The sequence below is a fragment of the Dyadobacter sp. BE31 genome (assembly GCF_031457695.1).
Classification (GTDB): domain Bacteria; phylum Bacteroidota; class Bacteroidia; order Cytophagales; family Spirosomataceae; genus Dyadobacter.
In genome coordinates this window covers 261641-285501 of record NZ_JAVDXA010000008.1, presented here as the reverse complement: position 1 = coordinate 285501, position 23861 = coordinate 261641, and the positions used below count along the sequence as shown (strand labels likewise).

The following is a 23861-nucleotide window of genomic DNA, read 5'->3' as shown; positions in this document are numbered from 1 at the left end:
AATGTTTAATATTTTATAAATTTTAACCTGTAAACTGGCTTGGCTTATAGCCTATTGCTTAAAGCTTATAGCTTACAGCCTTTTCCTAATTATTCAACTTTTCAAACCCACCATCGATCAAATAATCGCAGCCGGTGATAAAACCTGCTTCATCCGAGCAGAGGTACAATGCCAATGCGCCGATCTCTTCCGGTTTCGCCATGCGTCCAATCGGCTGGGTTTTAGACAGTTTCTCAAACATTTCCTGCTCCTTACCCGGATAGTTTTTGGAAATAAAACCATCCACGAACGGCGTGTGCACGCGCGCCGGCGAGATGCTATTGCAACGGATACCGTCGGCCAGATAATCACGGGCTACCGACAATGTCATCGAGTAAACCGCACCTTTTGCAGTAGAATAAGCAAAACGGTCGGGTATTCCTACTGTTGCCGCAATAGAAGCCATATTCAAAATCACTCCTCCTCCATTGGTTTTCAGGTGGGGAATCGTGGCCATCAGGCAGTTGTACACGCCTTTGACATTGATATTAATCACCCTGTCAAAATCGATTTCGGCGGTCGTATCTGCTTTGCCGATATGTGCAATACCTGCATTGTTGACCAAAATATTGATCGGGTGCTGTGCCGCAATGCTATTGATAACGTTCACGACATCCGCCTGTTTGGAGATGTCCAGTGCGTGTGCCTCAGCTTGTCCGCCTTCCGCGGTGATTTCGCTCACCACCTGGTTGGCCAGATCAATATTGAGTTCGAGAATGTGCACATAAGCTCCCTGTTTCGCGAAAGTTTTGGAGATCGCCAATCCGATCCCGCTCGCTCCACCGGTTACCAGTGCTGTTTTTCCTGTTAGATTAAACATAGATAGTTGGTCTAGGCCCAAGGCCGAAGCCCTGAGTTAATGATACTTGTCTGTTGGTCCTGGGCAAAAGCTGTGCTTTTGCTTTGTTGTCGTTATTGTAATTGTTATTGCCTTGCTATAGCAAGGCAATTCTGTTGCTCTGCAATTCTTTTGATTGAAATCTTTTTAATCTGCAATCCTTTCGCTTTGCAATTCCTTTGCTTCGGATCCGGGGGATAAAGCCCCCGGCAATAGATTTTACTTCTCTGCTAAAATTTCAATTTATTACCGATCCGGGGGATAAAGCCCCCGGCAATAGATTTTGCTTCTCTGCTAAAATTTCAATCTATTACCGATCCGGGGGATAAAGCCTCCGGCAATAGATTTTGCTTCTCTGCTAAAATTTCAATCTATTCCGATCCGGGGGATAAAGCCCCCGGCAATAGATTTGCTTCTCTGCTAAAATTTCAATCTATTACCGTCGGTTTTAACCGACGGAGAAGGACTAGCAACGCAACTTAGTTGAACGGATTGAGCGATTTATAATGAAACGCCTCTTTTCCACGGAATAAAATCATCCTGGCCGAGCTGTTGCGCTTTGGTGAGCTCGCCGCTGGCTACTTTGATCACGTATTCCAGCAATGCTTCGGCATTCTGTTCGATTGATTGCGTGCCGTCCACAACAGGTCCGCAATCGAAATCGATCACGTCGGGCATGCGCTGCGCGAGCGCGGAGTTGGTGGCTACTTTTGCTACCGGACAGATCGGGTTACCTGTCGGCGTGCCGAGGCCGGTAGTGAAAAGGATAATGTTCGCACCTGCGGCAGTTTGGCCGGTAGTTGCTTCCACATCGTTACCCGGGGTGCAAACGAGGTGCAAACCCGATTCCGTTGCGCGTTCGGTGTAGTTCAAAACGTCGGAAACGTATGCATTACCGCCTTTTTTGGCCGCTCCGGCAGATTTGATCGCGTCCGTGATGAGGCCGTCTTTAATATTACCCGGTGATGGGTTGAATGCAAATGCGGAACCTACGGCTTCGGCTTTGCCGGCGTAGTCGCGCATGAGTTTTTCGAACTTGGCTGCTTTTTCTTCGGTTACGCACCGGTTGAGCAACTCCTGCTCTACCCCATTCAATTCAGGGAATTCTGCCAAAAGTGTTTGTCCGCCCAGTCCTACAACCAGATCAGACAAATGCCCCAATACCGGGTTGGCCGAAATGCCCGAGAAGCCATCCGACCCACCGCATTTCAAACCTACTGATAGTTTAGAAAGCGGTGCATCCGAGCGCTCAAACTCATTGATTTTAGTTAACCCCATGAAAGTCTCCTTGATCGCACCCGACATAAGCGAGTATTCAGTGCCTTTCTGATGCTCAAATGCAAAAAATGGCTTATTGAAATGCGGATCCCGCTTCCTGATTTCGTCTTCGAGTGTTTTCAACTCGGAGTTCTGGCAACCGAGGCTCAGTACCGTGATACCCGCCACATTGGGATGCACCGCATAAGCCGCGAAGAGCGAACATAATGTATTCGCATCCAGGCGCGTGCCGCCGCAGCCGCCTTCGTGCGTGAGGAATTTAACGCCATCCACATTTTTGAACGGTCGTTCCGGTTTCTTTTTAGCGGCCGCCGGGGCGTCTACAAAAGTTCCCAGGTTTTTGATGGTGCGCATATCGCCCTGCTGGTACAAATGCAGGAACTCGCGTACCTGATCGCGGTACATATCGGTTTGCGCATATCCGAGCTCGCGCTCGAACGCATCCTTCATAATGAGTACGTTGCGGTTTTCGCAGAACACCAAGGGTACCACGAGCCAATAGTTATAAGTCCCTACACGGCCGTCTTCGCGGTGGTAACCTTTGAAAGTCCGGTTTTGCCAGTGGCTTACGTCAGGCTGCGTATAAGAATATGGCTGGCGATTAGCGGTGCTGTAATCGTGCGCGTCGTGTTTCAGGTTGAATGTCGTGATCGGCTCGCCTCTTTTGATCGGCTGGGTGGCCCGGCCTACCAGCACACCGTACATAATGATGGCGCCGCCGGTTTCGATATCCTCGGTGACAAATTTGTGCTTGGCAGAAACGCCGTATTGGAGGTTGTAGATGTTCCCCTCGTATGTCACGTCCGAGCCCGCAGGCTGGTCGCGCAATGCCACGATAACATTATCGGAAGGGTGAACTTTCAGGAATTGGGACGCCATATTAATGTTCAGGTGAATGGTAATCTGGTATATTCCACTGGTTTTCAGTGATGCCAAATAGAATATATCAGCAAAACAACAGAATTATTTGAATACAATGAACTCAGACATTAGCAAATTTTTCAACTATATTGGCATATATTTCTCTTTAACGGTTTTAATCATGTAATTATTTGTGAAACCGCAGCTACTTAAAGTCCCGAGGGGCTTACAAAAATCATTCAGTATCCGGCGCGACGTAGTGCTGTACTTCTACAACCGCTGGCATTACCACCCTGAGTTAGAGCTCATTCACATCGAACAGGGCTCCGGCACACAATTCGTGGGCGATAATATCCGCAGTTTCCAAAGCGGCGACCTGCTGCTGATCGGCCCCAACCTCCCGCATTTCTGGCGTTGTGACGAAAAGTACTTCCAGCGCGGCAGCGAGCTTTACGCACAGGCGACTGTCGTCCATTTTTCGGAAGAAATTTTTGGTAAAAACTTCCTGGCACTGCCCGAAAACAAGTCGATCCACGATTTGCTCGTGAAAGCCCGGTTAGGAATGAAGATACTCGGCGAAGGGACCGATAAAGTGAAAACGCTTCTGCACGAGCTCCTCACCCAGACGAACGGCAACCCGATTATTTCTCTCATGCAAATACTCGAAACCCTGGCCCATTGCGAGGAAATCAACGTCCTTTCCAACACGCAGTACCAGAACGAGTACGACCAGTACGATACCGACCGCATTAACCACATTTACCAGTATTCTATTTCCAACTTTCAGAAGAAGATTTCGATCGAGGAAATCGCCGAAGTGGCCAACATCAGCCCGCATTCGTTTTGCCGGTATTTCAAAAGCCGCAGCCGCAAGACCTATTCACAGTTCCTGCTCGAACTTCGGATCGGCCATGCCTGCAAGCTGCTTTCCGAAAGCCGCATTCCCGTGGCGCAAGTTTGCTTCGAAAGCGGTTTCAACAACTTCGCCAACTTCAACAAATATTTTAAACTCCACACCGGCAAAAGCCCGATGCAATACCAGAAGGAATTCCGCAAGATTCCTATTTCCGGCCATTTGCCTGCATTTAACACAACTTTATGAGAGCCAACCTGATCAATATCTTCGAAAAGACCATTCTGGAAGCCGAAATCCGCATTTCGGAGAAGCATATTTCCACAATCGAAATTCTCGGCCCTGAAAGCCCTTCCCTACCTTATGTGTTGCCCGGCTTCACCGACGCGCACGTACACGTCGAGAGCTCCATGCTCACGCCCGCGCAATTTGCGAGGTTGGCTGTCGTACATGGGACGATTGCGACCGTATCCGACCCGCACGAAATTGCCAACGTGCTAGGTGTGGAAGGTGTGCATTTCATGATCGAAGACGGCAAGCGTGTCCCGTTCAAATTCTGCTTCGGTGCACCTTCGTGTGTTCCCGCGACGGTTTTTGAAACAGCCGGAGCTGTTGTAGATGCGCAACAAGTGAGTGAGCTGCTCGCCAGCGACGATATAGGTTATCTGGCGGAGGTTATGAATTTCCCAGGGGTTTTAAATGAAGATCCCGACATGATGGCCAAGATCAACTGGGCCAAACATTATAATAAGGTAATAGACGGCCACGCGCCCGGCCTACGCGGCGAGGCGGCGAAACAATATGCGGGTTACGGCATTAGTACAGATCATGAATGCTTTACGTATGCGGAAGCGCACGAGAAAATCGGTTACGGCGTCAAAATCCTGATCCGTGAAGGCAGCGCCGCGCGGAATTTCGATGCGCTGATCCCCCTTATTGCCGACTTTCCGGACCGCGTTATGTTCTGCTCCGATGACAAACATCCCGACAACCTCGTGGAGGGACATATTAATGTGCTCGTGAAACGGGCCCTCGCGCTCGGGTACGACCTCTGGAATGTGCTGCAAGCCGCCTGCATTAATCCCGTAATGCATTATGGTTTGGATGCCGGCTTACTGCGCGAAGGTGATGCCGCCGATTTTATTCTGATCGACAACCCGGAAGCATTTAATATCCTAGAAACCTGGATCGACGGTGCGCTCGTCGCCCAAAAAGGCACATCGTTAATTCCCGATTTGCGCAGCGACCACCCCAACTATTTTGAATGCGAACCGAAGACAGCCGCCGAATTCATATACCCTGCAAATAATTCTGAAACGCGAATCAGGGTGATCGAGGCTTTGGATGGTCAATTGGTTACAAATGAGTGGATAACGCAGGCAAAAATTATCGAGGGCGCGATGGTCTCCGACCTGGAAAAGGACGTATTGAAGGTGGTGGTCGTGAACCGCTATTCGCCGGCGCCTCCGGGCATCGCATTTATCCGCAACTTCGGGTTAAAGCAGGGTGCACTGGCCTCGTCGGTTGCGCACGATTCACACAATATAATATGTATAGGATGTGATGATGAAAGTATTGCGCGGGCAGTGAACCTGATAGTGGAAGCACGGGGCGGGTTGTCGGCAGTGGGCGCAGGATCCGAGCATTTAATCGGACTCCCGATTGCCGGATTAATGACCGACAGGGATGGGTATGAAGTTGCCGAAAATTACACAAATATCGACCGTTTTGTCAAAAACACACTCGGGTCGACATTAAAATCACCGTTTATGTCGCTGTCATTCATGGCGTTACTGGTGATCCCCTCGCTGAAACTAAGCGATAAGGGGCTTTTTGACGGAGAAAATTTCAAGTTTACCGCGTTAAGTTTATAGAAAGCAGCGATTTTCACGAAATAGTATCATTAACCTTTGAAATATAATTTTATGATGAAAATATTTTTAAAATATGTTTTTTTATAAATATATTTACAAGTGTAATAATGACATTATTCGCAATCATTCCTAACCCCAATTCCAAATCCTGTCCAAACAATGGCTCACCTACGCTACAAGCACGAAGAAGAACTCTGTTTTTGGGATCAGTTCAGAAAAGGCGATGAAAATGCCTACGCAAGCCTCTACCGCTCTTACGTTCACATTCTTTACCAGTACTGTTCGCAATTCACGATCGACAAGCCTCTTATCAAGGACTGTATCCACGATTTGTTTGTAGAATTATGGAGAAACCGCATGACGCTCGGTGACACTACTTCGGTTCGCTTTTATCTGATGGCTTCCATCAAACGCAAATTGGTCCGCCATTTGAATGCACAACAAAAGCATACCAGCAACGAGGATATCCCGGTTGAATACTGGCACATCAACACCCCGTCACACGAGAACCACCTGATTTCGGAAGAAGAGTTCGAATCGACCAACCAGCACCTGAATGTGGCCATCAACGGCCTGCCACGCCGCCAGCGCGAGGCTATCTTCCTCAAATTCTACATGAACCTGAATAATCACGAGATTGCGGATTTAATGAAAATAAATATACAATCAGTGTATAACCTGGTTTTTGGCGCATTGGGTAACCTGAAAAAGCAGATGACACTCGACAGACTGACTTTTTGATAGCAGCCTGTTTAAACGTTTAAATACATTCTCAGAAAGCGCGGCGAACTATGCCGCGCTTTTTTTGTGTTAAATTTACCTTACATTAACAAGCTAAATTCCGAACACTTCACCCATGAACACGATTACCACGCCCCTTGCCGAACGCCTCCGCCCGCGGACACTCGACGATTTCGTGGGGCAGGAAAAGCTCCTCGGCCCGAAAGGACCGTTACGGCGCGCCATTTTGCAGAATGCCATTCCCTCGATGATATTCTGGGGACCTCCCGGTGTGGGGAAAACTACCCTCGCGTTGCTCATTGCGGAAACCACCAAGCGGCAGTTTTACAATCTCAGTGCGATTAGCTCCGGTGTAAAAGACCTCCGCGAAGTACTGTCGCGGCCTTCCGGCCTTTTCCCGGCGATTCTCTTTATAGACGAAATTCACCGGTATAACAAGAGTCAGCAGGACGCGTTGCTCGGAGCGGTGGAAAAAGGGCAGGTTACATTAGTCGGCGCAACCACCGAAAATCCCTCGTTTGAAATCAATTCCGCGTTGCTCTCCCGCTGCCAGGTGTACATTCTGGAAGCATTCGGTGAAAAAGAATTGAAGGATCTCATCGCACGTGCATTGGAGAAAGATCCGTGGCTGAAAGAAAAGAATATCAAATTCAAATCATATGACGCATTAATGCGTCTTTCCGGCGGCGACGGCCGCAAGCTGCTCAACTTGCTGGAATTGGTGGTGCTCGGTAAAGGCGACGCCAAAAAGATCGAAATCACCGATGAATGGGTCACCGAAGTAGCACAGCAGAACATTGCCCGTTACGACAAGTCCGGCGAGCAGCATTATGATATTATCTCGGCGTTCATCAAGTCGCTCCGTGGCAGCGACCCAAACGGAGCAGTTTACTGGATGGCGCGGATGATCGTGGCCGGCGAAGACCCGTCATTCATTGCCCGCAGGATGCTCATCATGGCCTCAGAGGACATCGGGAATGCCAACCCGACGGCGATGATCATGGCCAATGCATGCATGCAGGCCGTGAATGTGATCGGCTATCCTGAATGCCGCATTATACTTTCCCAAACGGCGGTTTACCTCGCTACGTCGCCGAAAAGCAATGCGAGCTACATGGCAATCGGTGAGGCGATAGAGGCCGCTACGCGCACTGCGCACCTGCCCGTGCCCTTGCACCTGCGTAATGCGCCCACGAAGCTGATGAAACAGATCGGCTACGGAAAAGACTACAAGTATTCGCACGATTTTGAGGGGAACTTCGCAAAGCAGGATTTCCTGCCCGACGAGTTGAAGGGTACCAGGTTCTTCGAACCAGGGAGGAACGCGCGTGAAGAAGAAATCAGAAAAAAACTGCAATACTGGTGGGGCGATTGGTACGGCTACTGACCGCGCAGTTTCCGTTTCGCATCAAACTTCTCAAAAGATAAGTCCGGCGTGGATACGTCCGGCGTGGATACGTCCGGCTTACCCGGATTTTTCAGGTCGCTTTCCAGCTTTTGAGCGAGCTTTCTAAGGTTTTCCTCGGTTTCCATACGCTTCACGTAATCTGCAAGCGACTCCTCGTTCCCTTCGTTTTGAGCATCGGGGCCGGTTGATTCGGGGTGTATTTGGTCCATATGTTGAGTCGAAATGAATATTGGCTAGCCTATGTACAGGATAACTGAACAATGCAATTGTAAAGGAGCAAACTTTCCGGAACATTGCAAGTAAAGCGGGCACAAAATGTACCTATTACCATTAACTTGCCAAAAATGTCGAACCAGCTTTATATGATCCCCGAAAGCATTTCCCTGATTGAAAGACAACTGCTGATCAATCAATGCAGAATCCTCTCCGTTATTGGAAACGAAAAAGAGCGAGAGTTGTACGAAAAACGGATTGAAATACTTGAAAAGGGCTACACCGGCCTGTATCCCAAGGTATTCAACAACTTGTACGAAGAAGTACCGCTGAGTGTCTACAACGAAATTTCCGACATCATGAAGATGTACAGCCGTATCAACGATTCCATTCGTTCGCTGCCGGAAGCCGATAAAGAAGCGCTCGATCTGGCATCATTGGAATTTGAAGGGTTTGATCAGGACAGCGGCATGCATTACTATATGATGTCGTATCTGGTCGACCGTATGGATGAACATGGCGAGTATAAAGGCCGGGAATTAAAGTCGCATAAAAGCAATTCACTGATCAAATACAACCGCATGCTTTCGGTGTATTTTGACTACGAAAATGCGCAAAAGGAGCGATATTCTGTCGTGGATTTGCAGAAATTCATCGACGAGGTCAAAATGATAGTGCTTGATACTCAGACATGATCTGCCCTCCCAAACCGTATAGTAAATACATGACGATCAATGGCTACAAAAAATATTATTTCGTAAACAAAAAACAATGTTTTGAATAAAGAAATCATTAAGTTTGTATCGAAAACCCGTCAAAAGGTTTTCAATAACGTTGAGTAAAATCAAACATCCCGGTTACTTTGTAATTGGGATGTTTTCTTATACCCCTATCTTAATGTAGCTGCATTTTACGAAGCCGGCTGGCATTGCGTTTGAGGAACAAACGGTCGCTCTGAGAGTAGTGGGTATAGGCGCTTCGCTTTTTCAGTTCAACGACCAGCCAGAACCCACCCGCTGCTGCACCTGCAAGGGCGATCATCGCCAGGATCGGTGCAAGATTATAAAGGTTTTGAAGTAACTGTGCCATGGTATCCGCTGTTAGTCAGGTTTAGCGGATAAACCTAAATAATCGTACCACGCCAGTTTCACCCCAAGTGCTACATTCTCGCACTGAGCACTTTTACATCACACCCTACCACCGAATTGTTGACATAACCGACACTCAGCCCTGCTACTTTTGCAGTTTTTTTCGCGGGAACGGGCGTTTTGATAGTGATAACCTTGGACGTTACCACAGCCTGCACGTCGTTGAGGTATTTAAACTCCACTTCCACACTTTTTACCGGCGTGGACGATGTGTTTTCAATCAACACATTATGGATGGCAAGCCCTCCTACCTGGTGCCATTCGTTGTTCGTAACGTGTATTTGAGCAGCGAGCTCTTCCGATCCGCCCATACCGACCTGCAACGAATCGCCGGACGCCAGCACTTTGGTTTCGGTCTTAACCTGCTCCTTCGGTTTCAGAAAATCAAGTTGCTTGTAGTAGTATAGAATATAAATGAAGGCACAAACCGGGATAATTGCGCTGGCCCATTTCAACACCGGAATCAGGACCTTTTTGAACTTGCTCTTTTTACCTCTTTTGCTAGGCATATTAAGTAACGTTGATAATTGGGGTACTTCAAAGCTCAAATATACCGCTCTGCCGTTTCAAAAAAAGTAGTAGTCCTGCCTTTTTGGAGTCAGGCTTATAAAAAACAAACCGCTGACGAATGCCAGCGGTTTGTTTGTGTATGGTGTGAGACAGGGAAATTACTGTCTTACAAATCGCTGTGAGCTTACAGTGCCGTCGATATGGGTCACCTGTACCACATATGCACCTGCTACGAGATTGCGTGCGTTGAGTCCCGAAAGCAATGCGTTCGAAGCTTCGAAAACCACCTTTCCGGCAGCATTCACCACCTTCACCCGGCTCACTTTGCTCCAATCCCCAACATTGAATGTCAAGTTTTGCGAAGCAGTTACAGGGTTAGGATAAACCAATGCAACACCATCGAAATTCAAATGCTCGATATGGCTGTATGCGAATGTCTCGTCGCGGTCAACCATTTTCAGACGGTAGTAATTGCTACCTCTCAAAGGAGCTGCATCCGCGAAAGAATAATACTGGTTCACCTTACTTTCCTTGTGTGAAGCCAAAGAACCGATCTTTACCCAGTTTTTGCCATTCTGGCTACGCTCGATATCGAAGCGATCGCTGTTGGTTTCCTCAGATGTAGTCCAGGCCAATGCAGCTGTCTGCCCTTCGCTCAGCGCTTTGAATGTAACTAATGTCACAGGCAAGGCATTTTCTACGACCATGGTGAAACTTGTGATCCCTGTCTGACCAAATTGGTTTGTGGCTTGTACATCGAACGTATAAGTACCGTTCTGTCCGGTTGTCGGAGTACCCGAGAAAGTACCATCCGGGTTAAGGGTAATAGTACTTGGCAGCGTTCCTGCCAATGTGCGGGCACCTGGTGCCGTTACCTGATACAGTGCATAAGTGTAGTCGGTCGGCAAACCGCATTGGATACTGAAACTTCCGGAACCGCCGGTTTGTGCACCAAAAAGATTCGAGTTGGTAGCATCACCAACGCGGCTGGATGCCACGGTACCGCCTGTGAAAGTTACCGGCGGTCGCGAAGCCAGCTCATGTATGCGCAAGCCTGTAAACAAATTCGCATTCACGCCAGTGGTAGATGTAACTACAACCCTGTCGAAGCTCCCGCCCGGGGTAAACTTCACAGGAGTCAGCGCGTCGCTTTGGAACAAGCCGAGCAAATCGAGCGACAGCAAGCTCGTGATGGATTGCGGGGCACCTACCGGCGTGTTACCGAGATATGCCTGGAATGAGATATTGTCGAGAACCGCCAAATTCGCCAATGCAGGAGGTCTGGAAATAATCGCCACCAGCTCGTTGTTCGAGGCCGACGCTTTGGCAAGGTAGAATGTCTCCGAAACAGATGTAACAACCGACACTGCACCGTTTTGCAGCAATGAGAAGTTGGTAGGGCTGATAATGCCGTCAACCGCGTTTTGAGGATTCTGCAAAGACTGGGTCAAAGTTACCCCGAGAACGCCCGTCGAATTGGGATCGATACCAGAATAACCGTAGGAGATCAGGTCACAAGCACCGATAGGCGCATTTTCGTACGAAACGACACCGTCGACATTCAACGATAGATAACCCAGTGCCAGACCAAGCGTGCCGGTGTAGTTAGCCAGATCTACTTTAAGAGATATTGTGCTAAACGCCGAGGATGAAGTTACGGCGATATAAAGGTTGTTCGCACCATCTTTTACAAGCGTGCTTTGCGCGGTACCCGCATTGGTAGTGACCTGAATAGCGTTCGATGACAGTAGGCCAAGAAGGTTCACCAGATTGCCGAGGTCGAGGCTGAGGCCGGTAACTGTCGGGGTCTGAATCTTTACAAAAGCCCTTTTGTTGGCTGGAATTGCCGTAGGCATGGTCAGATTCAAGGTGGAACTACCTGTTATCGATACGGCCGTTACAACGATACCGGATGATGTCAGAGTAGCATAATTGTTATCAGGCGCCCCGGTTGCATTCGCCGCACCGGTGATCGTGCCTGGGGCCTCAACAAACAACAACTGTCCCGTCGTCGTAGAACTCGTTTGACTGGTTGCGTACTCCTGCGCATACACATTGACAGAAAATGCCGAAGCAACCAGGGCCGCCATCGCCGTTCCGCGATGGTACCGCGATGGCGCCAACTGCTTAATCAAATGGCCGATAGAACTTTTCATAGTGATAGAAATTTAGAATAGAAATTAACCGTTATGTGATCAATTGAACATAAATACTAGGAAATCAAACAGTTGAATAAAAGAAACCTTATCCCGGCAAAACCGGTAGCGTGGTCAGATCCGATGTGGTATTCCATCTGTGAGCGCACGCTGATTCCTATACGCGCTGGCGCCTGATGGTCTTTCTTGTGAAGGTGTCGTCTAACGAATAACCGGAGTGCCGGTCAAGAGAGATGAGCAAGTGATTTCTGTAATTGTACTGTGGAAATGGTTTAGGTGTTGATGACTTTAAGAATATGGGTGAAATCAAGTATGTCAATTTAGTTATACTATATTCTCAAACTAGATAGTACTTATTTGCAAATGTATTTATAAATGAATCAAAACAAACCCGCATCTTTTTAGTATGATTGCACCCCCAAAAAACTGGGGGTATAGAATTAATTTTATCTACCCGATCGTTAGAAATTCACCGAAAGTTACTTCCTGCAAATAACTACTACACTCCAATGGATGGTCAATTTGCTTTATATTCGCGTATTTTGTGTAGCTGAATTGATTATATCAAAAATCGACAAAAATTTCAGCGCATTCCCCCTTCCGACTATAAATATCAAATGATCGAATTGTATAAAATCGGGGCACCAAATTAGATTTAACAGCACTTAAAAGTAATTCTATGAATATAGTTTTAGTAGATGAACACCTTCTTCTTGCTGATGCCCTTCAAAATCTGTTGAAGCTGATACCCGAAGTAGAAACGGTGGAAGCATACACGGACGGTAAAGATTTCCTGACGGAAAGAAGCAGCACGCCTCCCGACATTCTGGTCATGGACCTTGCCCTCAACAGCCAGAACGGCCTGGAATTACTCGACGTGTGCCGATCGACGTTACCGAGGGAAATGAAGGTAATAGTGCTGTCGACGGTAACAGATGCTCAGACCGTCAAATACACGATCCGCCGCGGGGCGAACAGCTTTTTGTCGAAATCGACGCTTTTCGAGGAATTCAGGGAGTCAATTTTCCAGGTGCGCGCGGGCAAGCAGTACATTGGGAAAACCATCCGCGATACGCTGATCAACAGCGTGTTTACGGAAGAAGAAGTGGTTATGCATCTCTCCCCAAGGGAAAAAGAAGTACTTCAAAAAGTCTGCGGCGGGCACACGATTAAGGAAATTGCCTATGAGCTGAAACTGAGTGCCCATACAGTGCAATATTATCATCGTAGCGTCATGGATAAGCTGAAAGTACGCCGGACCACCGATCTCATCGTGTATGCCATGCAGCACGGATTATATATCCCGGAGGCCAGGTAGCAAACCGAAACCTGCAAGCCCGGCCTCCGGTTGTTTTATTTATTGTCGGGCCATAAGATGGCCGTAAAAATCAGGAAGGGGATTCAATGCGGTATTCTTCCGCTGATGCCAGTAAGGATATATCGGCGACTTTTCGCTAGCCGCATCCAGGCGCTTCACCTGTTCCAGCGTGAGGTTCCAACCCACAGCCCCGAGGTTTTGCTTCAACTGCTCCTCATTCCGCGCACCTATTACGATATTGCAGACAGTCGGGCGCTGCAACAGCCAATTCAGTGCCACTTGTGCAACGGTTTTTTCCGTTTCTGCGGCTACTTCGTCGAGCACATCGATCAGGTTAAAGAAAAATTCCTCGGGTATGGCGGGCCCCTCGCCTCCTCCCTGCGCAATACGGCCTTCCGGCGGAAGAGGCTGGTTTCGGCGGTATTTCCCTCCCAGGCGCCCTGCCGACAACGGGCTCCACACGATCGTGCCGACCTTCTGGTCGACACCGAGCGGCATCAGCTCCCATTCCAGTTCCCTGCTTAGCAATGAATAATGCGCCTGGTGCGCGATGTACTTCGCCCAGCCGTACCGCTCTGAAACCGAGAGCGATTTCATCAGGTGCCAGCCCGAAAAGTTGGAGCAGGCAATGTAGCGTACCTTTCCGGCGCGGATCAGGTCGTCCAATGCGCTGAGCGTTTCCTCCACCGGCGTGGTGCCGTCGAAGCCGTGCATATGGTAAATGTCAATGTAATCCGTTTGCAGCCTGCGTAAACTGTCCTCGCACGCCTTGATCAGGTGAAAACGCCCCGAGCCCGACTGGTTCGGCTGGGTTCCCATTCTGAACGTAGCTTTTGTAGAGAGAATAATCTTGTCGCGCAGCCCGATAATCGCTTTGCCGAGGATTTCTTCGGACAAACCTTGCGAATAGACATTAGCCGTATCGAAAAAATTGAGACCTGCATCCATACACAGCCCCACCAGCTTCGTTGCTTCGTCGACCTGTGTATTGCCCCATGCCTTGAAGAAATCACCGGTACCGCCGAAAGTGCCGGTACCAAAGCTAAGCACCGGTACTTTCAAGCCCGATCCTCCCAGTTGTCTGAATTCCATTTGCGTTGATTTTAAAATGAATAAGGCGCCCGCCGCGTAGCACGACCTACGCGGCGCATAGGCCGCGCCCAATTAAGGGATAAAATCTTCAAACATCAAGCCAAACAGCCCTTTTATGCACAGTAGGGCACAAAAAAGGCCGGACGCATCCGGCCTTTTTGCCTCCATCGTACAATCAGGGATCCGCCAGTTTCCCGTAACCGCTGCAACTTCGGCTGTTCGTTTAGTTAGGTTGGTTATATAGCTATTTCATTACGCATGTCTTCTTTTGGTGCCCTCAAAAAAATATCTTCCCTGAACCTCAGGGAAGATATTCACATTATTTACTCAACGTTCCTCTTTTACCTAACCTTTAACTGGTTCAACAGGATACTTAAATTGCTGTTGCCTCAGCCCCTAGTCCAGTAACTATGACTCAAATATCATCACAGGATGGGGACCTCACGAAATTTGATGTGCAAATGGTCTTTTTGGATGAATATTCGGAAAAACGGGCCTGTTTTGATGCCCGAAACGCCCTTCTTATTATCTTTAAAAGATATTTTTTATAGCAATTTGAATTTCCTGACTTAATAACCTAACCATGAACCGTAGAGAAGCTGTTCAAAGAATAACCTTCCTGTTGGGCGGCGCGATTTCAGCCCCGCTCATGGCCGGTATCGCAGGCGAGCGTCTGAATTTCGGCCCATCCCTTGAAGTGTCCGATCAGCAGGAAGCCCTGCTCGCGGAAGTCGCGGATGTGATCATCCCTACCACCGGTACCCCGGGCGCCAAAGCCGCCGGAGCCGAGAAGTTTATCGTACGCGTCATGCGCGACTGTTACCCGATGGAGGAGCAGAAAAAGTTCTATGATGGTCTTGCCAAAGTGGACGCGCTCGCCAAAGAAACCTACTCCAAGGATTTCGCCGCGCTGGACGCCACCCAGAAAAACGATATTATCAAAAAGACCACCGTTTCCGACAAGCCTTTTTTCCTGCAAATGAAAGGGCTCACCGTTACCGGCTATTTCACTTCCGAAATCGGCGCGACACAGGCGCTCGATTACCTGCCGATCCCCGGCCGGTTCGAAGGTAGCTGGCCCATGCCCAAAGGACAGAAAAGCTGGGCACTTTAATCCGGGAACAATTAATAGGACCATAGCAGTAGTTACCCCATGACCTTCTGACTACTCCTGACATTCCAAACTCTATTAGAAAATGGCGAATCTTAATATTGACGCAAAAAAAGACATCACCTACGACGCCATCGTGATTGGCTCCGGAGTTTCCGGCGGCTGGGCGGCGAAAGAACTGACCGAAAAGGGCCTGAGAGTGCTCATGCTCGAAAAAGGTAAGAACCTGGAACACGTGACAGGCTATGAAAATGCCCTGAAAGCTCCCTGGGAAACGCAGTACAACGGCCGCCTGACGGTCAAACAGAAGGAAACACACCCATTCCTCTCGCGTGACTATCCGTACAATGAAATGACCGAGAAGTACTGGATGAACGATATGGACCAGCCTTACGAAGAGAAAAAGCGCTTCGACTGGTTCCGTCCGAACATCGTCGGCGGGAAGTCAATCATGTGGGGAAGGCAATCGTACCGCCTGAGCGACCTCGACTTCGAAGCCAACCTGAAAGATGGCATCGCTGTCGACTGGCCGATCCGATACAAAGACATTGCCCCATGGTATTCATACGTTGAAAAACACGTCGGTATTTCGGGCGAGAAGCTCGGTTTGCCGCAGTTGCCCGACAGCGACTTCATTGCGCCGATGGAAATGTACCACGTCGAAAAAGAAGTACGCAAACGCCTGGAAAAAGAATTCCCCGGCCGGGTGATGACGATCGGACGTGTTGCCAACCTTTCGCAACCGACCAAGATCCAGCTCGACGGCGGCCGCGGCCCGTGCCAGTACCGCAACCGCTGCTCCTATGGCTGTCCATATGGCGCGTATTTCAGCACCCAGTCGTCGACATTGCCGCCGGCGATGAAAACAGGCCGGCTGACGCTCCGCCCCGATTCGGTGGTGCGCGAGATTATTTATGATGGTAAAAAACAAAATGGCCGTGCTACCGGCGTACGCGTCGTCGACACGGTGACCTTGCAGGAGCGCGAGTTTTTTGCAAATATCATCTTCGTTTGCGCAAGTGCGATGGCATCAACGGCTTTGCTTCTCAACTCTACTTCCGACCGCTTCCCCAACGGAATGGGTAACGACTCGGGCGAACTGGGCCATAATCTCATGGACCACCACTTCCGCACAGGCGCGAGTGGTACCTGGGAAGGTGACCTCGACAAATATTACTTCGGTCGCCGCGCCAACGGTATATATGTACCGCGTTACCGCAACGTCGGCAACGACAAACGCGACTACCTGCGCGGATTCGGCTACCAGGGTGGCGGTGGCCGCCAGGGATGGCAGCGCAACATTGCCGAGCTGGCATTCGGCGCCGATTTCAAGGAAGAGCTCACCACCCCGGGCAACTGGACAATGGGCTTCGGTGGTTTCGGTGAAACATTGCCATACCACGAAAACCGGATGTACCTGAATAAGGATAAGAAAGACAAATTCGGTATTCCTGCCGTTGTTTTCGATGCTGACCTTCGCGAGAACGAGAAAAAAATGCGCAAGGATATGATGAACGACGCAGCCGAAATGCTCGAAAGATCGGGTGTCAAGAACGTGCGTACTTATGACAACGGTTCGTACCTGGGGATGGCGATCCACGAAATGGGCACAGCCCGTATGGGACGCGATCCTAAAACGTCGGTTCTGAATGGTAACAACCAGCTCCACGCGGTGAAGAACGTATTCGTTACCGACGGTGCCGCCATGACGTCCGCGTCGTGTGTAAACCCGTCGCTTACCTATATGGCCCTTACGGCGCGAGCGGTGGATTTCGCAGTGAAAGAATCCAAAAAGAAAAACATCTGATGGAATATCCAGAGGCCAGGTAACGAAAACCTGGCCTCTTTTTTTAAGTAACCGATCCTGACAATTCAACATCCAGAATTGCTATTTTTTGCAATATTTTGCAATTTTCTGCAAAATCATATTTCTTTGTAGAAAATCCACGCTTACATCAATGGAAGAGAAACTGAGAATCAGCGCAGCCCGGAGAGCAACCTTATTGATATTTCTAGTATGCGGCATCGGCCTGTCGAGCTGGGCGCCGATGGTGCCTTTTGCCAAAATCAAACTGGGCCTGAACGATGCCGATTTAGGTGTCGTCCTGCTCGCATTGGGCGCTGGGGCCATTCTCACAATGCCGCTCACCGGTTTGCTGATCAATAAATACGGCAGCCGGACAGTGGCTATCGTTTCGGCATTGGTAATCGCTTCTCTCCTTCCATTGCTGCTAATGGCCAGCTCTCCTTACCAGCTTGCCGCGGCATTGTTCGTGTTTGGCGCGGGAATCGGCTCCATCGACGTTTCCATGAATGCGCAGGCCGTCGTGGTTCAGGAACGGCACGGCAGCCATATTATGTCCTCCTTCCACGGAATGTTCAGCCTTGGCGGGCTCATGGGCTCCATAGGATTGGGTTTTCTGATCAAAGCCGGCCTCTCGCCTACTTACGCAGCCGTCGCTATTTCCGCTTTGCTCGTCTTCATTACTGTAACGCAGTCGCGGTACCTGTTACCCCATTCGGAAGAGGCCAAACTGGATGGTACCAGTTTCGTATTGCCAAAGGGGCCTGTCGTGGTACTGGGCATTATGTGCTTCATTCTTTTCCTTGCCGAAGGCTCCCTCCTCGATTGGAGCGCCGTTTTTCTGCAATTCTCACGAGGCTTCGACCCATCATTCTCCGGACTTGGCTACGCCGCATTTTCGGTTGCCATGGCCATCATGCGCCTCACCGGCGACGGCATTATCCATCGGCTGGGTCCGGCAAAAGTGGTATTTTACGGCACCTTACTGGCTGGCGCCGGCTTCATTGTAGCGGTTACCATCCCTTTCGCCATTGCTGCATTGGTGGGATTTGTAATGGTTGGACTTGGCGCTGCCAACGTGGTACCGATATTCTTCACCGCCGCCGGGCGTATTCCCCATGTACCGCCGTCCATTGCATTGTCGGCAGTTACCATACTGGGCTATTCCGGCCAGCTCGCCGGTCCGGCACTGATTGGCGTGCTCGCTGAAATCACTTCCTTGTCCTGGGCACTCGGATTGGTGGGGATACTCCTCTTTTTCGTCGCATTCGGCTACAAGCACCGCGAATAGAATGGCGGGATAAAATCAATCTACCTGCATTCAGTAGATGCGATGCAGCGCGGCTCTTTTCCACCAAATCATTCATTTTGGTATGAAAAGCCGCATTGTACTCCTGTATTTTCTCATAAATGCAAGTTCCCTCCTGGCACAAAACAAACCGGATTTCTGGTGGAAAAGGAACAATCTGAGGGTTATCCAAATGAACCTGCCCGCTTACGAGGCCGCGACAATTAACGCCGACTCCATTGTAGCCGACCTGGTCGCCTGTTCCGCCAACACGCTGTTGATCAATGCGGGAGGCATTATGGCTTTCTACCCCTCTCAACTTGATTTTCATTATCGGAATCCCTATCTGAAAGACAATAATGTCCTCGCCGATATTGTGCGCAAATGCCACAGTAACAGCATTAAGGTAATTGTCCGCTTCGATTTCAGCCGTGTACACGAAAGTATTTTCAAGGCCCACCCCGATTGGTGCTACATATCTCCGAAAGGCGAGCGTATCATCAATACCGATATGTATGTGGTGTCCATTAATGCCCCCTATGTGCAGGAAAAGGCATTCAAGATCATTGAAGAGGTGATCAACACCTTCCCGATCGATGGTATCTTCCTGAATATGCCCGGATATCAGGTCAATAATCCCTATGAAGGCAAATACCATGGCATCGATCAGAATGCATACGATCAAAAGCGCTTCGCGGAATTCAGCGGCGGCAAAGCGCTGCCTACCGAGGAAAACAAAGCAGACCCACTTTTCCAGCAATACCTCGAATTCAAAAAAACGACTGTGGAGGATTGGTCGGAAAGACTGCACAAGCTCGTGAAGTCGAAAAATGAGCAGATCGCAATCTGTACCTACTCCGACAAGTTCGTGGATATCATCCGCCACGAGTCGCAGAGCATGACCACCCTGCCGTATTGGCCTTACACGGCCTCCGATAATGTCGGCAATGCGGTCAACTCGTTTCCGGACCACATTATCAGCAACGCGAGCATTCAGCAAATATCCTTCCAGTCGCGGTACAATGCTGTGGAACCGGAGGAAACGCGGATCAGGCTGTACGAGAATATCGCCAACGGTTCGGGACTGGACATGAGCATGATGGGCGACATGCGCGGGTACGAGGACGAACGAAGCTATCCCGTTTTCAGGAAAGTGTATGGTTTTCACAAAAAAAACGAGGCCTATTTCGGCAAATATCAGTCGGTAGCTCAAATAGCCGTGATAGCGCCTGGTGCCTGGCCAAATGGCGAACCGATGCAGGAATACCGCGGCATCCAGCTCATGCTCCGCGAGGCACACATTCCATTCGATATCGTGGAAGACGGCCAGATCGCGAATCTGGAACAGCAGGTAAAGGGCTATAAACTGATCATCCTGCCGGAGATCACTTACCTGAAACCGGAAGCCATTCGAATACTGAAAGAAGCCTGCCAGCAAGGCACCCACCTGATCGCCACCAATCGGACTTTGTTTGATAGCCCCGAAACGCTTCAAGCACTTTTCGGTGCAAAAATCGAGAAGAAGGATAATGATGGCGCCGGAAACTACCTCGTACCCGACGACCGCAGCATTTTCAAAAGTTTCAAAGGGCAGAGCATGCTTTTCTGGAAATTCAACCTCGGGCTATATGACCTCTCGGGTGCCGATCGAAAACTGCTTCCCGTGTTGGCAAAAGGCCGCCCGGGCCCTCCTGAAATCATCGGCGGCCACGATCCGACGGGTTACTATGCATTGGGCATTAAAAATCATCCGAACAGCAAAGCAGCACTTTTCCCGATCAACCTCGGCCGAATTTATTACATGCATGGCTATCAGGAACACAAGAACCTATTGCTGGATATGATCCACCACATGCTACCCGAAATCGCACAAAATTTCCAGACGAATGCGCCGGTACGGGTTGAAACGGTGCTGAAAACATTCACCCGCAACACCCCCGAAAATCAGTCGAAAAACACCCCTGACGGACAGATTTTACACTTAATTAACCTAACCGGTTTCAGCGGAAACACCTATTTCGAACCCCTGCCTGTCAACGATTTGCAATTCAGGATCAGGCTGGCGAAAAAACCGCAAAAAGTGTTTACTTTGACGAATCACAAGCCTTTAAACTTTACCTGGAAAGACGGCACGCTCAGTCTCTCGCTCGCACGCCTCGCGGAGTTCGAAAGTATTGTGATGGAATGGTAAACTAAATCAAACGCTACCCCATGAAACCAAGACTCGTCCTGCGCATTGCTGCGCTGTGTATCCTCATTCACCTGATCGGGCATTTTTTTGGCCATTTCACCTGGAAAGAAACCCCTGACCCCGTCAAGCAAGAGGTGATCCGGCAGATGACCGGGCCAAAATTCGAGTTCATGGGCGCAATGCGGAGCATGGGCGACTACTTTGAAGGTTACGGCCTCATATTGTTCGTCGTATATGGTATGTCGATCATGCTCATCCTGTCTGCGGCACGGTATGCCGACAGTAACCACGACATCGCCCGAAACGTCCTCACACCGATCGGGATCGGCTACTTGGCCATGGGAATTATTGAATTTGTATATTTCTTCCCGTTCGCAGGTTCCATCAGCCTGGCTGCGGGCCTGCTGGTGGTGCTGGCCATCTTTCTGAACGGCTAACTACAATTTGGGAGCGTCCGGCTTGTTGGGCGCTTCTCCTGGATTTATGCCGCGGGTTTTCAGCTTGCGGCCATAAGTTTTACCCATGATTTTCACGTACAGCACATCCGAATTGCCCCCGCCAAAAGTTATTTTGCTGGCTGTGCCATGAGGTGTAGGCAAAATGGCATTCGCGCGGCCGGTCTGATCGAGGATTTGCACACCGGAATTCGTAGCTACGTAAATCCGGCCATCGCGATCACAAACGATGCCGGACGCCCCTGCTTTATTTTCGGCATCGGATACGTGCAGCCATCCAAATCGCTGCCTGTACGCCAGTTTCCGGTTCGGTTGGACCTGATAGGAGTATACCCAATGCGAGGTGGAGTCGACGGTATAAACCAACGTCTGATCGGGAGAAAGCGCCGCGGCTCCGGCTTTCAGTGTTTTCAAGGAATTCGCGCTGGAAGGTTCCGGTTTCCCCTTCATTGGAAAAGCATCGGCAGCCTCCGCCCAGTCCTCTCCCGGAATCAGTAAAGCCGACAAAAATGCATTCTGCGACTGTCCTTTTTTGACCGGCTCCGGCCAGCCGTTCCACAAATAGCGCATTGCTTCCGGAAACAGCGACGTCCCTTGCTTACCGTTATGGCCGCCCTCACCCCATTGATGTTTCACCTCATAACCGGCAAATGTAAGCGCGCGCAACATCGTCTGATTGGCCATCCACCAATCACCGGCATAAATATTCAGGTCGTTGGCGCCGTCCTGCATGTAAATACGAATGGGCTTCGGCTCGACTTTTCGAAGTAATGTCGGATAACGGTCCGCGCCGCGCAGGCCCACATACGTACCAATCGCGCTGAACACGCGTGAAAAGGCGTCCGGTCTTTCCCATGCGGCTGTGAATGCACACACTGCACCGCTACTCGAACCACCGATCGCGCGGTCGTTGCCGTTTTTGGAAAGGCGGATCTGCCGGCCGTCGCTCGTTTTCTGCTTTTCAACTTCCGGCAGGATTTCTTCGAGAATAAACCGCGCATAGGCATCGCCCAGGCCGTCGTACTCGAAGCTGCGATTGAAACGGTCATTAGCGGCATTAGGGTCGGCGGCTTTCACGCGCCCGTGCATCACAAAGACGCCGATCGTTACCGGCATTTCCTTCTGGTGAATGAGGTTATCGAACACCACCGGAGCCTTCCATTGAATACCGTCCTGGTTCACATACACGCACGCGGGGGTGTCTGCCTTGTATTGCGCAGGCACGTACACCCAGTACTCGCGCCACGTCCCCGGGAATATTTTGGATTGATCAAATACAAATTTCAAAACCTCACCCTTGGGTACGCCCGGATGTTCTTCGGATGCGGGATCTACCGGGTAGTTTTCTTCCGGGGCCTGGGCATCGGTCCAAAAAGGTGTAAAAAAGCATAACAGTAGCAGAAGATGCTTCATACAGGTGTGTATTTAAATTAAAAAAACATTTACAAATAACTCAGCCACCACGTCCGCTTCCGGGCCCGGTACTCACCGTACCATTTGCAAGGCCAGTAAAGCGCCACGACGATCAATATCCAGATCAGGTAGGTTTGCCCGAGCGGATACCCGAATTCGTTGGGCCGGAACTTGAAGAAAAGGCTGTCGTCCGTTGCCTGCTGCCAGGTGTAGCCCGACAGGAACACAATCACCATCGTCATGATATGGATCAAGTAAAAATGGACCAGGAAGAAGAAGAACGGGACTCTGCCATAAACCGTGCAAATGCGGCTGAATGCATTATCCGTCTGCTCGGTAAGGGCCAACAGAATGAGTATCGGCCCCTGCGTCATGAAAGTAAAAAACAGCGAAGGCGGATATTTGGTCACATTCAGGAAGGACATGAAAGTCTTGATACCGGAATCCTGCGTCGACCAGGGGGCCGGATCGCCGTATTCGTTAATCAGCCTCAAAACAACAAACAGCACCGTGAGCACCGAGCCGATCAGAATGAGCAGTTTTCTGCGGCGAGCGGGATCCGCATTGCGGTTGTACAGCATACCAAGCCCGTAGCCCGACATCATGATGCCCGCCCATGGAAATATCACATACAGGAACACGATGGCGCCGCCGTCGGGCCGGGGCAGGAATGTGCCCCTACCGGTAAAGAATATGCGCAGCAGGATATCAGCCGTTGAGTTTTCCTGCAACTTCACATAATCCAGCAGGTTATGCCCGAGCACCAATGCCAACCCGAGCATCAGAACGGTTTTCGGCGACGCAAACCGCACCGCAATGCCGAGTACGATCATCGCCCCGCCCAGCGCCCAAAACACGGCGAAAAAGAGTGTTTTGTAGTAAATATCAAATGTAAATGCAAAGGTCATAAACACCATTTCTACCAAAATAAGCCAGAACCCACGTTTAATCAGGAAAGCCGATTTCTCAGCGGCCGTCTTGTTCAGGCCCGACAAATAGGCTGATAGCCCCGAAAGCATCATGAACGATGGCGCACAGTAATGCGTGATCCAGCGGGTGAAAAACAATGCGGGCGTAGTGGTAGCAAGGTCGGTAGGATCGCCTGTGGCGCCGGCGATATGGAAAAAGTCGCGGACATGGTCGAGGGCCATGATAATGATGATCAGGCCGCGGACAGTGTCGATAGACCGGATACGGTTGTTGAGGGTGCTGGTGGCTGTGGTATACATGACTAATGTGAGTTGATGACAACTGACCTAAGAAGCCACAT

20 protein-coding genes are annotated in these 23861 nt (G+C 49.9%); 11 read left to right on the top strand and 9 right to left on the bottom strand.

Going from position 1 to position 23861, the window contains the following annotated elements:
• Positions 1-85: 85 nt before the first annotated feature.
• Together J2Y43_RS31120 and J2Y43_RS31115 are read right to left on the bottom strand one after the other, a co-directional pair.
• Positions 86-859 carry an SDR family oxidoreductase gene (locus J2Y43_RS31120; RefSeq protein WP_309992005.1) on the bottom strand — a complete coding sequence of 258 codons (774 nt, stop codon included), beginning with the start codon at positions 857-859 and terminating at the stop codon, positions 86-88.
• Between the two features lie 519 nt (positions 860-1378).
• A complete protein-coding gene (locus tag J2Y43_RS31115) occupies positions 1379-3034 on the bottom strand; it encodes an altronate dehydratase family protein (RefSeq protein WP_309992433.1) in 1656 nt (551 codons plus the stop codon).
• Between the two features lie 175 nt (positions 3035-3209).
• On the opposite strand from J2Y43_RS31115, the gene J2Y43_RS31110 reads away from it, so the two are divergent.
• From J2Y43_RS31110 to J2Y43_RS31095, 4 genes are all read left to right on the top strand, one after another.
• Positions 3210-4118, top strand: coding sequence for a helix-turn-helix domain-containing protein (locus tag J2Y43_RS31110; RefSeq protein ID WP_309992001.1), 909 nt, complete (start codon positions 3210-3212; stop codon positions 4116-4118).
• Positions 4115-5743, top strand: coding sequence for an adenine deaminase (gene ade / locus J2Y43_RS31105; RefSeq protein WP_309992000.1), 1629 nt, complete (start codon positions 4115-4117; stop codon positions 5741-5743). The genes J2Y43_RS31110 and ade overlap by 4 nt, the downstream gene beginning before the upstream one ends.
• A 159-nt stretch (positions 5744-5902) precedes the next feature.
• Positions 5903-6484, top strand: coding sequence for a sigma-70 family RNA polymerase sigma factor (locus J2Y43_RS31100; RefSeq protein ID WP_309991997.1), 582 nt, complete (start codon positions 5903-5905; stop codon positions 6482-6484).
• Between the two features lie 115 nt (positions 6485-6599).
• Positions 6600-7871 (top strand): replication-associated recombination protein A, encoded by a 1272-nt coding sequence (locus J2Y43_RS31095; protein WP_309991994.1) that lies wholly within the window; start codon positions 6600-6602, stop codon positions 7869-7871.
• Here J2Y43_RS31095 and J2Y43_RS31090 read toward each other — a convergent pair.
• Positions 7865-8101 (bottom strand): hypothetical protein, encoded by a 237-nt coding sequence (locus J2Y43_RS31090; RefSeq protein WP_309991992.1) that lies wholly within the window; start codon positions 8099-8101, stop codon positions 7865-7867. The genes J2Y43_RS31095 and J2Y43_RS31090 overlap by 7 nt on opposite strands.
• A gap of 135 nt (positions 8102-8236) precedes the next feature.
• Here J2Y43_RS31090 and J2Y43_RS31085 point away from each other — a divergent pair, with 135 nt between their 5' ends.
• Positions 8237-8800 carry a YfbU family protein gene (locus tag J2Y43_RS31085; RefSeq protein WP_309991991.1) on the top strand — a complete coding sequence of 188 codons (564 nt, stop codon included), beginning with the start codon at positions 8237-8239 and terminating at the stop codon, positions 8798-8800.
• Positions 8801-8999: 199 nt separating this feature from the next.
• Here the strand turns inward: J2Y43_RS31085 and J2Y43_RS31080 are convergent, their stop codons facing one another.
• From J2Y43_RS31080 to J2Y43_RS31070, 3 genes are all read right to left on the bottom strand, one after another.
• Positions 9000-9194: a hypothetical protein gene (locus J2Y43_RS31080; protein WP_309991988.1), complete on the bottom strand. Its 195-nt coding sequence runs from the start codon at positions 9192-9194 to the stop codon at positions 9000-9002.
• Between the two features lie 70 nt (positions 9195-9264).
• The gene (locus tag J2Y43_RS31075) at positions 9265-9762 is read right to left on the bottom strand and encodes a hypothetical protein (RefSeq protein WP_309991985.1); all 498 of its coding nucleotides are present in this window, start codon (positions 9760-9762) and stop codon (positions 9265-9267) included.
• Between the two features lie 159 nt (positions 9763-9921).
• On the bottom strand, positions 9922-11919 hold the full coding sequence (locus J2Y43_RS31070; RefSeq protein ID WP_309991983.1) for a T9SS type A sorting domain-containing protein: 1998 nt from the start codon (positions 11917-11919) through the stop codon (positions 9922-9924).
• A 679-nt stretch (positions 11920-12598) separates the two neighbouring features.
• Here J2Y43_RS31070 and J2Y43_RS31065 point away from each other — a divergent pair.
• Complete coding sequence (locus J2Y43_RS31065) at positions 12599-13237, top strand: response regulator transcription factor (protein ID WP_309991980.1); 639 nt, start codon at positions 12599-12601, stop codon at positions 13235-13237.
• 39 nt (positions 13238-13276) lie between these two features.
• Here the strand turns inward: J2Y43_RS31065 and J2Y43_RS31060 are convergent, their stop codons facing one another.
• Positions 13277-14329 carry an aldo/keto reductase gene (locus J2Y43_RS31060; protein WP_310226728.1) on the bottom strand — a complete coding sequence of 351 codons (1053 nt, stop codon included), beginning with the start codon at positions 14327-14329 and terminating at the stop codon, positions 13277-13279.
• Between the two features lie 583 nt (positions 14330-14912).
• Here J2Y43_RS31060 and J2Y43_RS31055 point away from each other — a divergent pair.
• The 5 genes from J2Y43_RS31055 (at position 14913) to J2Y43_RS31035 (ending at position 21160) form a co-directional block, all read left to right on the top strand.
• Entirely contained in the window at positions 14913-15443 is a 531-nt protein-coding gene (locus J2Y43_RS31055; protein ID WP_309991974.1) for a gluconate 2-dehydrogenase subunit 3 family protein, read from the top strand.
• An 82-nt stretch (positions 15444-15525) separates the two neighbouring features.
• Positions 15526-17247, top strand: coding sequence for a GMC family oxidoreductase (locus J2Y43_RS31050; RefSeq protein ID WP_309991970.1), 1722 nt, complete (start codon positions 15526-15528; stop codon positions 17245-17247).
• Positions 17248-17398: 151 nt separating this feature from the next.
• Complete coding sequence (locus J2Y43_RS31045; RefSeq protein ID WP_309991966.1) at positions 17399-18535, top strand: MFS transporter; 1137 nt, start codon at positions 17399-17401, stop codon at positions 18533-18535.
• Between the two features lie 82 nt (positions 18536-18617).
• The gene (locus tag J2Y43_RS31040) at positions 18618-20723 is read left to right on the top strand and encodes a family 10 glycosylhydrolase (protein ID WP_309991964.1); all 2106 of its coding nucleotides are present in this window, start codon (positions 18618-18620) and stop codon (positions 20721-20723) included.
• Between the two features lie 20 nt (positions 20724-20743).
• Positions 20744-21160 (top strand): LIC_13387 family protein, encoded by a 417-nt coding sequence (locus tag J2Y43_RS31035; RefSeq protein WP_309991960.1) that lies wholly within the window; start codon positions 20744-20746, stop codon positions 21158-21160.
• On the opposite strand, the gene J2Y43_RS31030 is transcribed toward J2Y43_RS31035, so the two are convergent.
• The gene (locus J2Y43_RS31030; RefSeq protein ID WP_309991958.1) at positions 21161-22591 is read right to left on the bottom strand and encodes an SMP-30/gluconolactonase/LRE family protein; all 1431 of its coding nucleotides are present in this window, start codon (positions 22589-22591) and stop codon (positions 21161-21163) included.
• A 29-nt stretch (positions 22592-22620) separates the two neighbouring features.
• Positions 22621-23820 (bottom strand): heparan-alpha-glucosaminide N-acetyltransferase domain-containing protein, encoded by a 1200-nt coding sequence (locus J2Y43_RS31025; RefSeq protein ID WP_309991955.1) that lies wholly within the window; start codon positions 23818-23820, stop codon positions 22621-22623.
• Between the last annotated feature and the right edge of the window lie 41 nt (positions 23821-23861).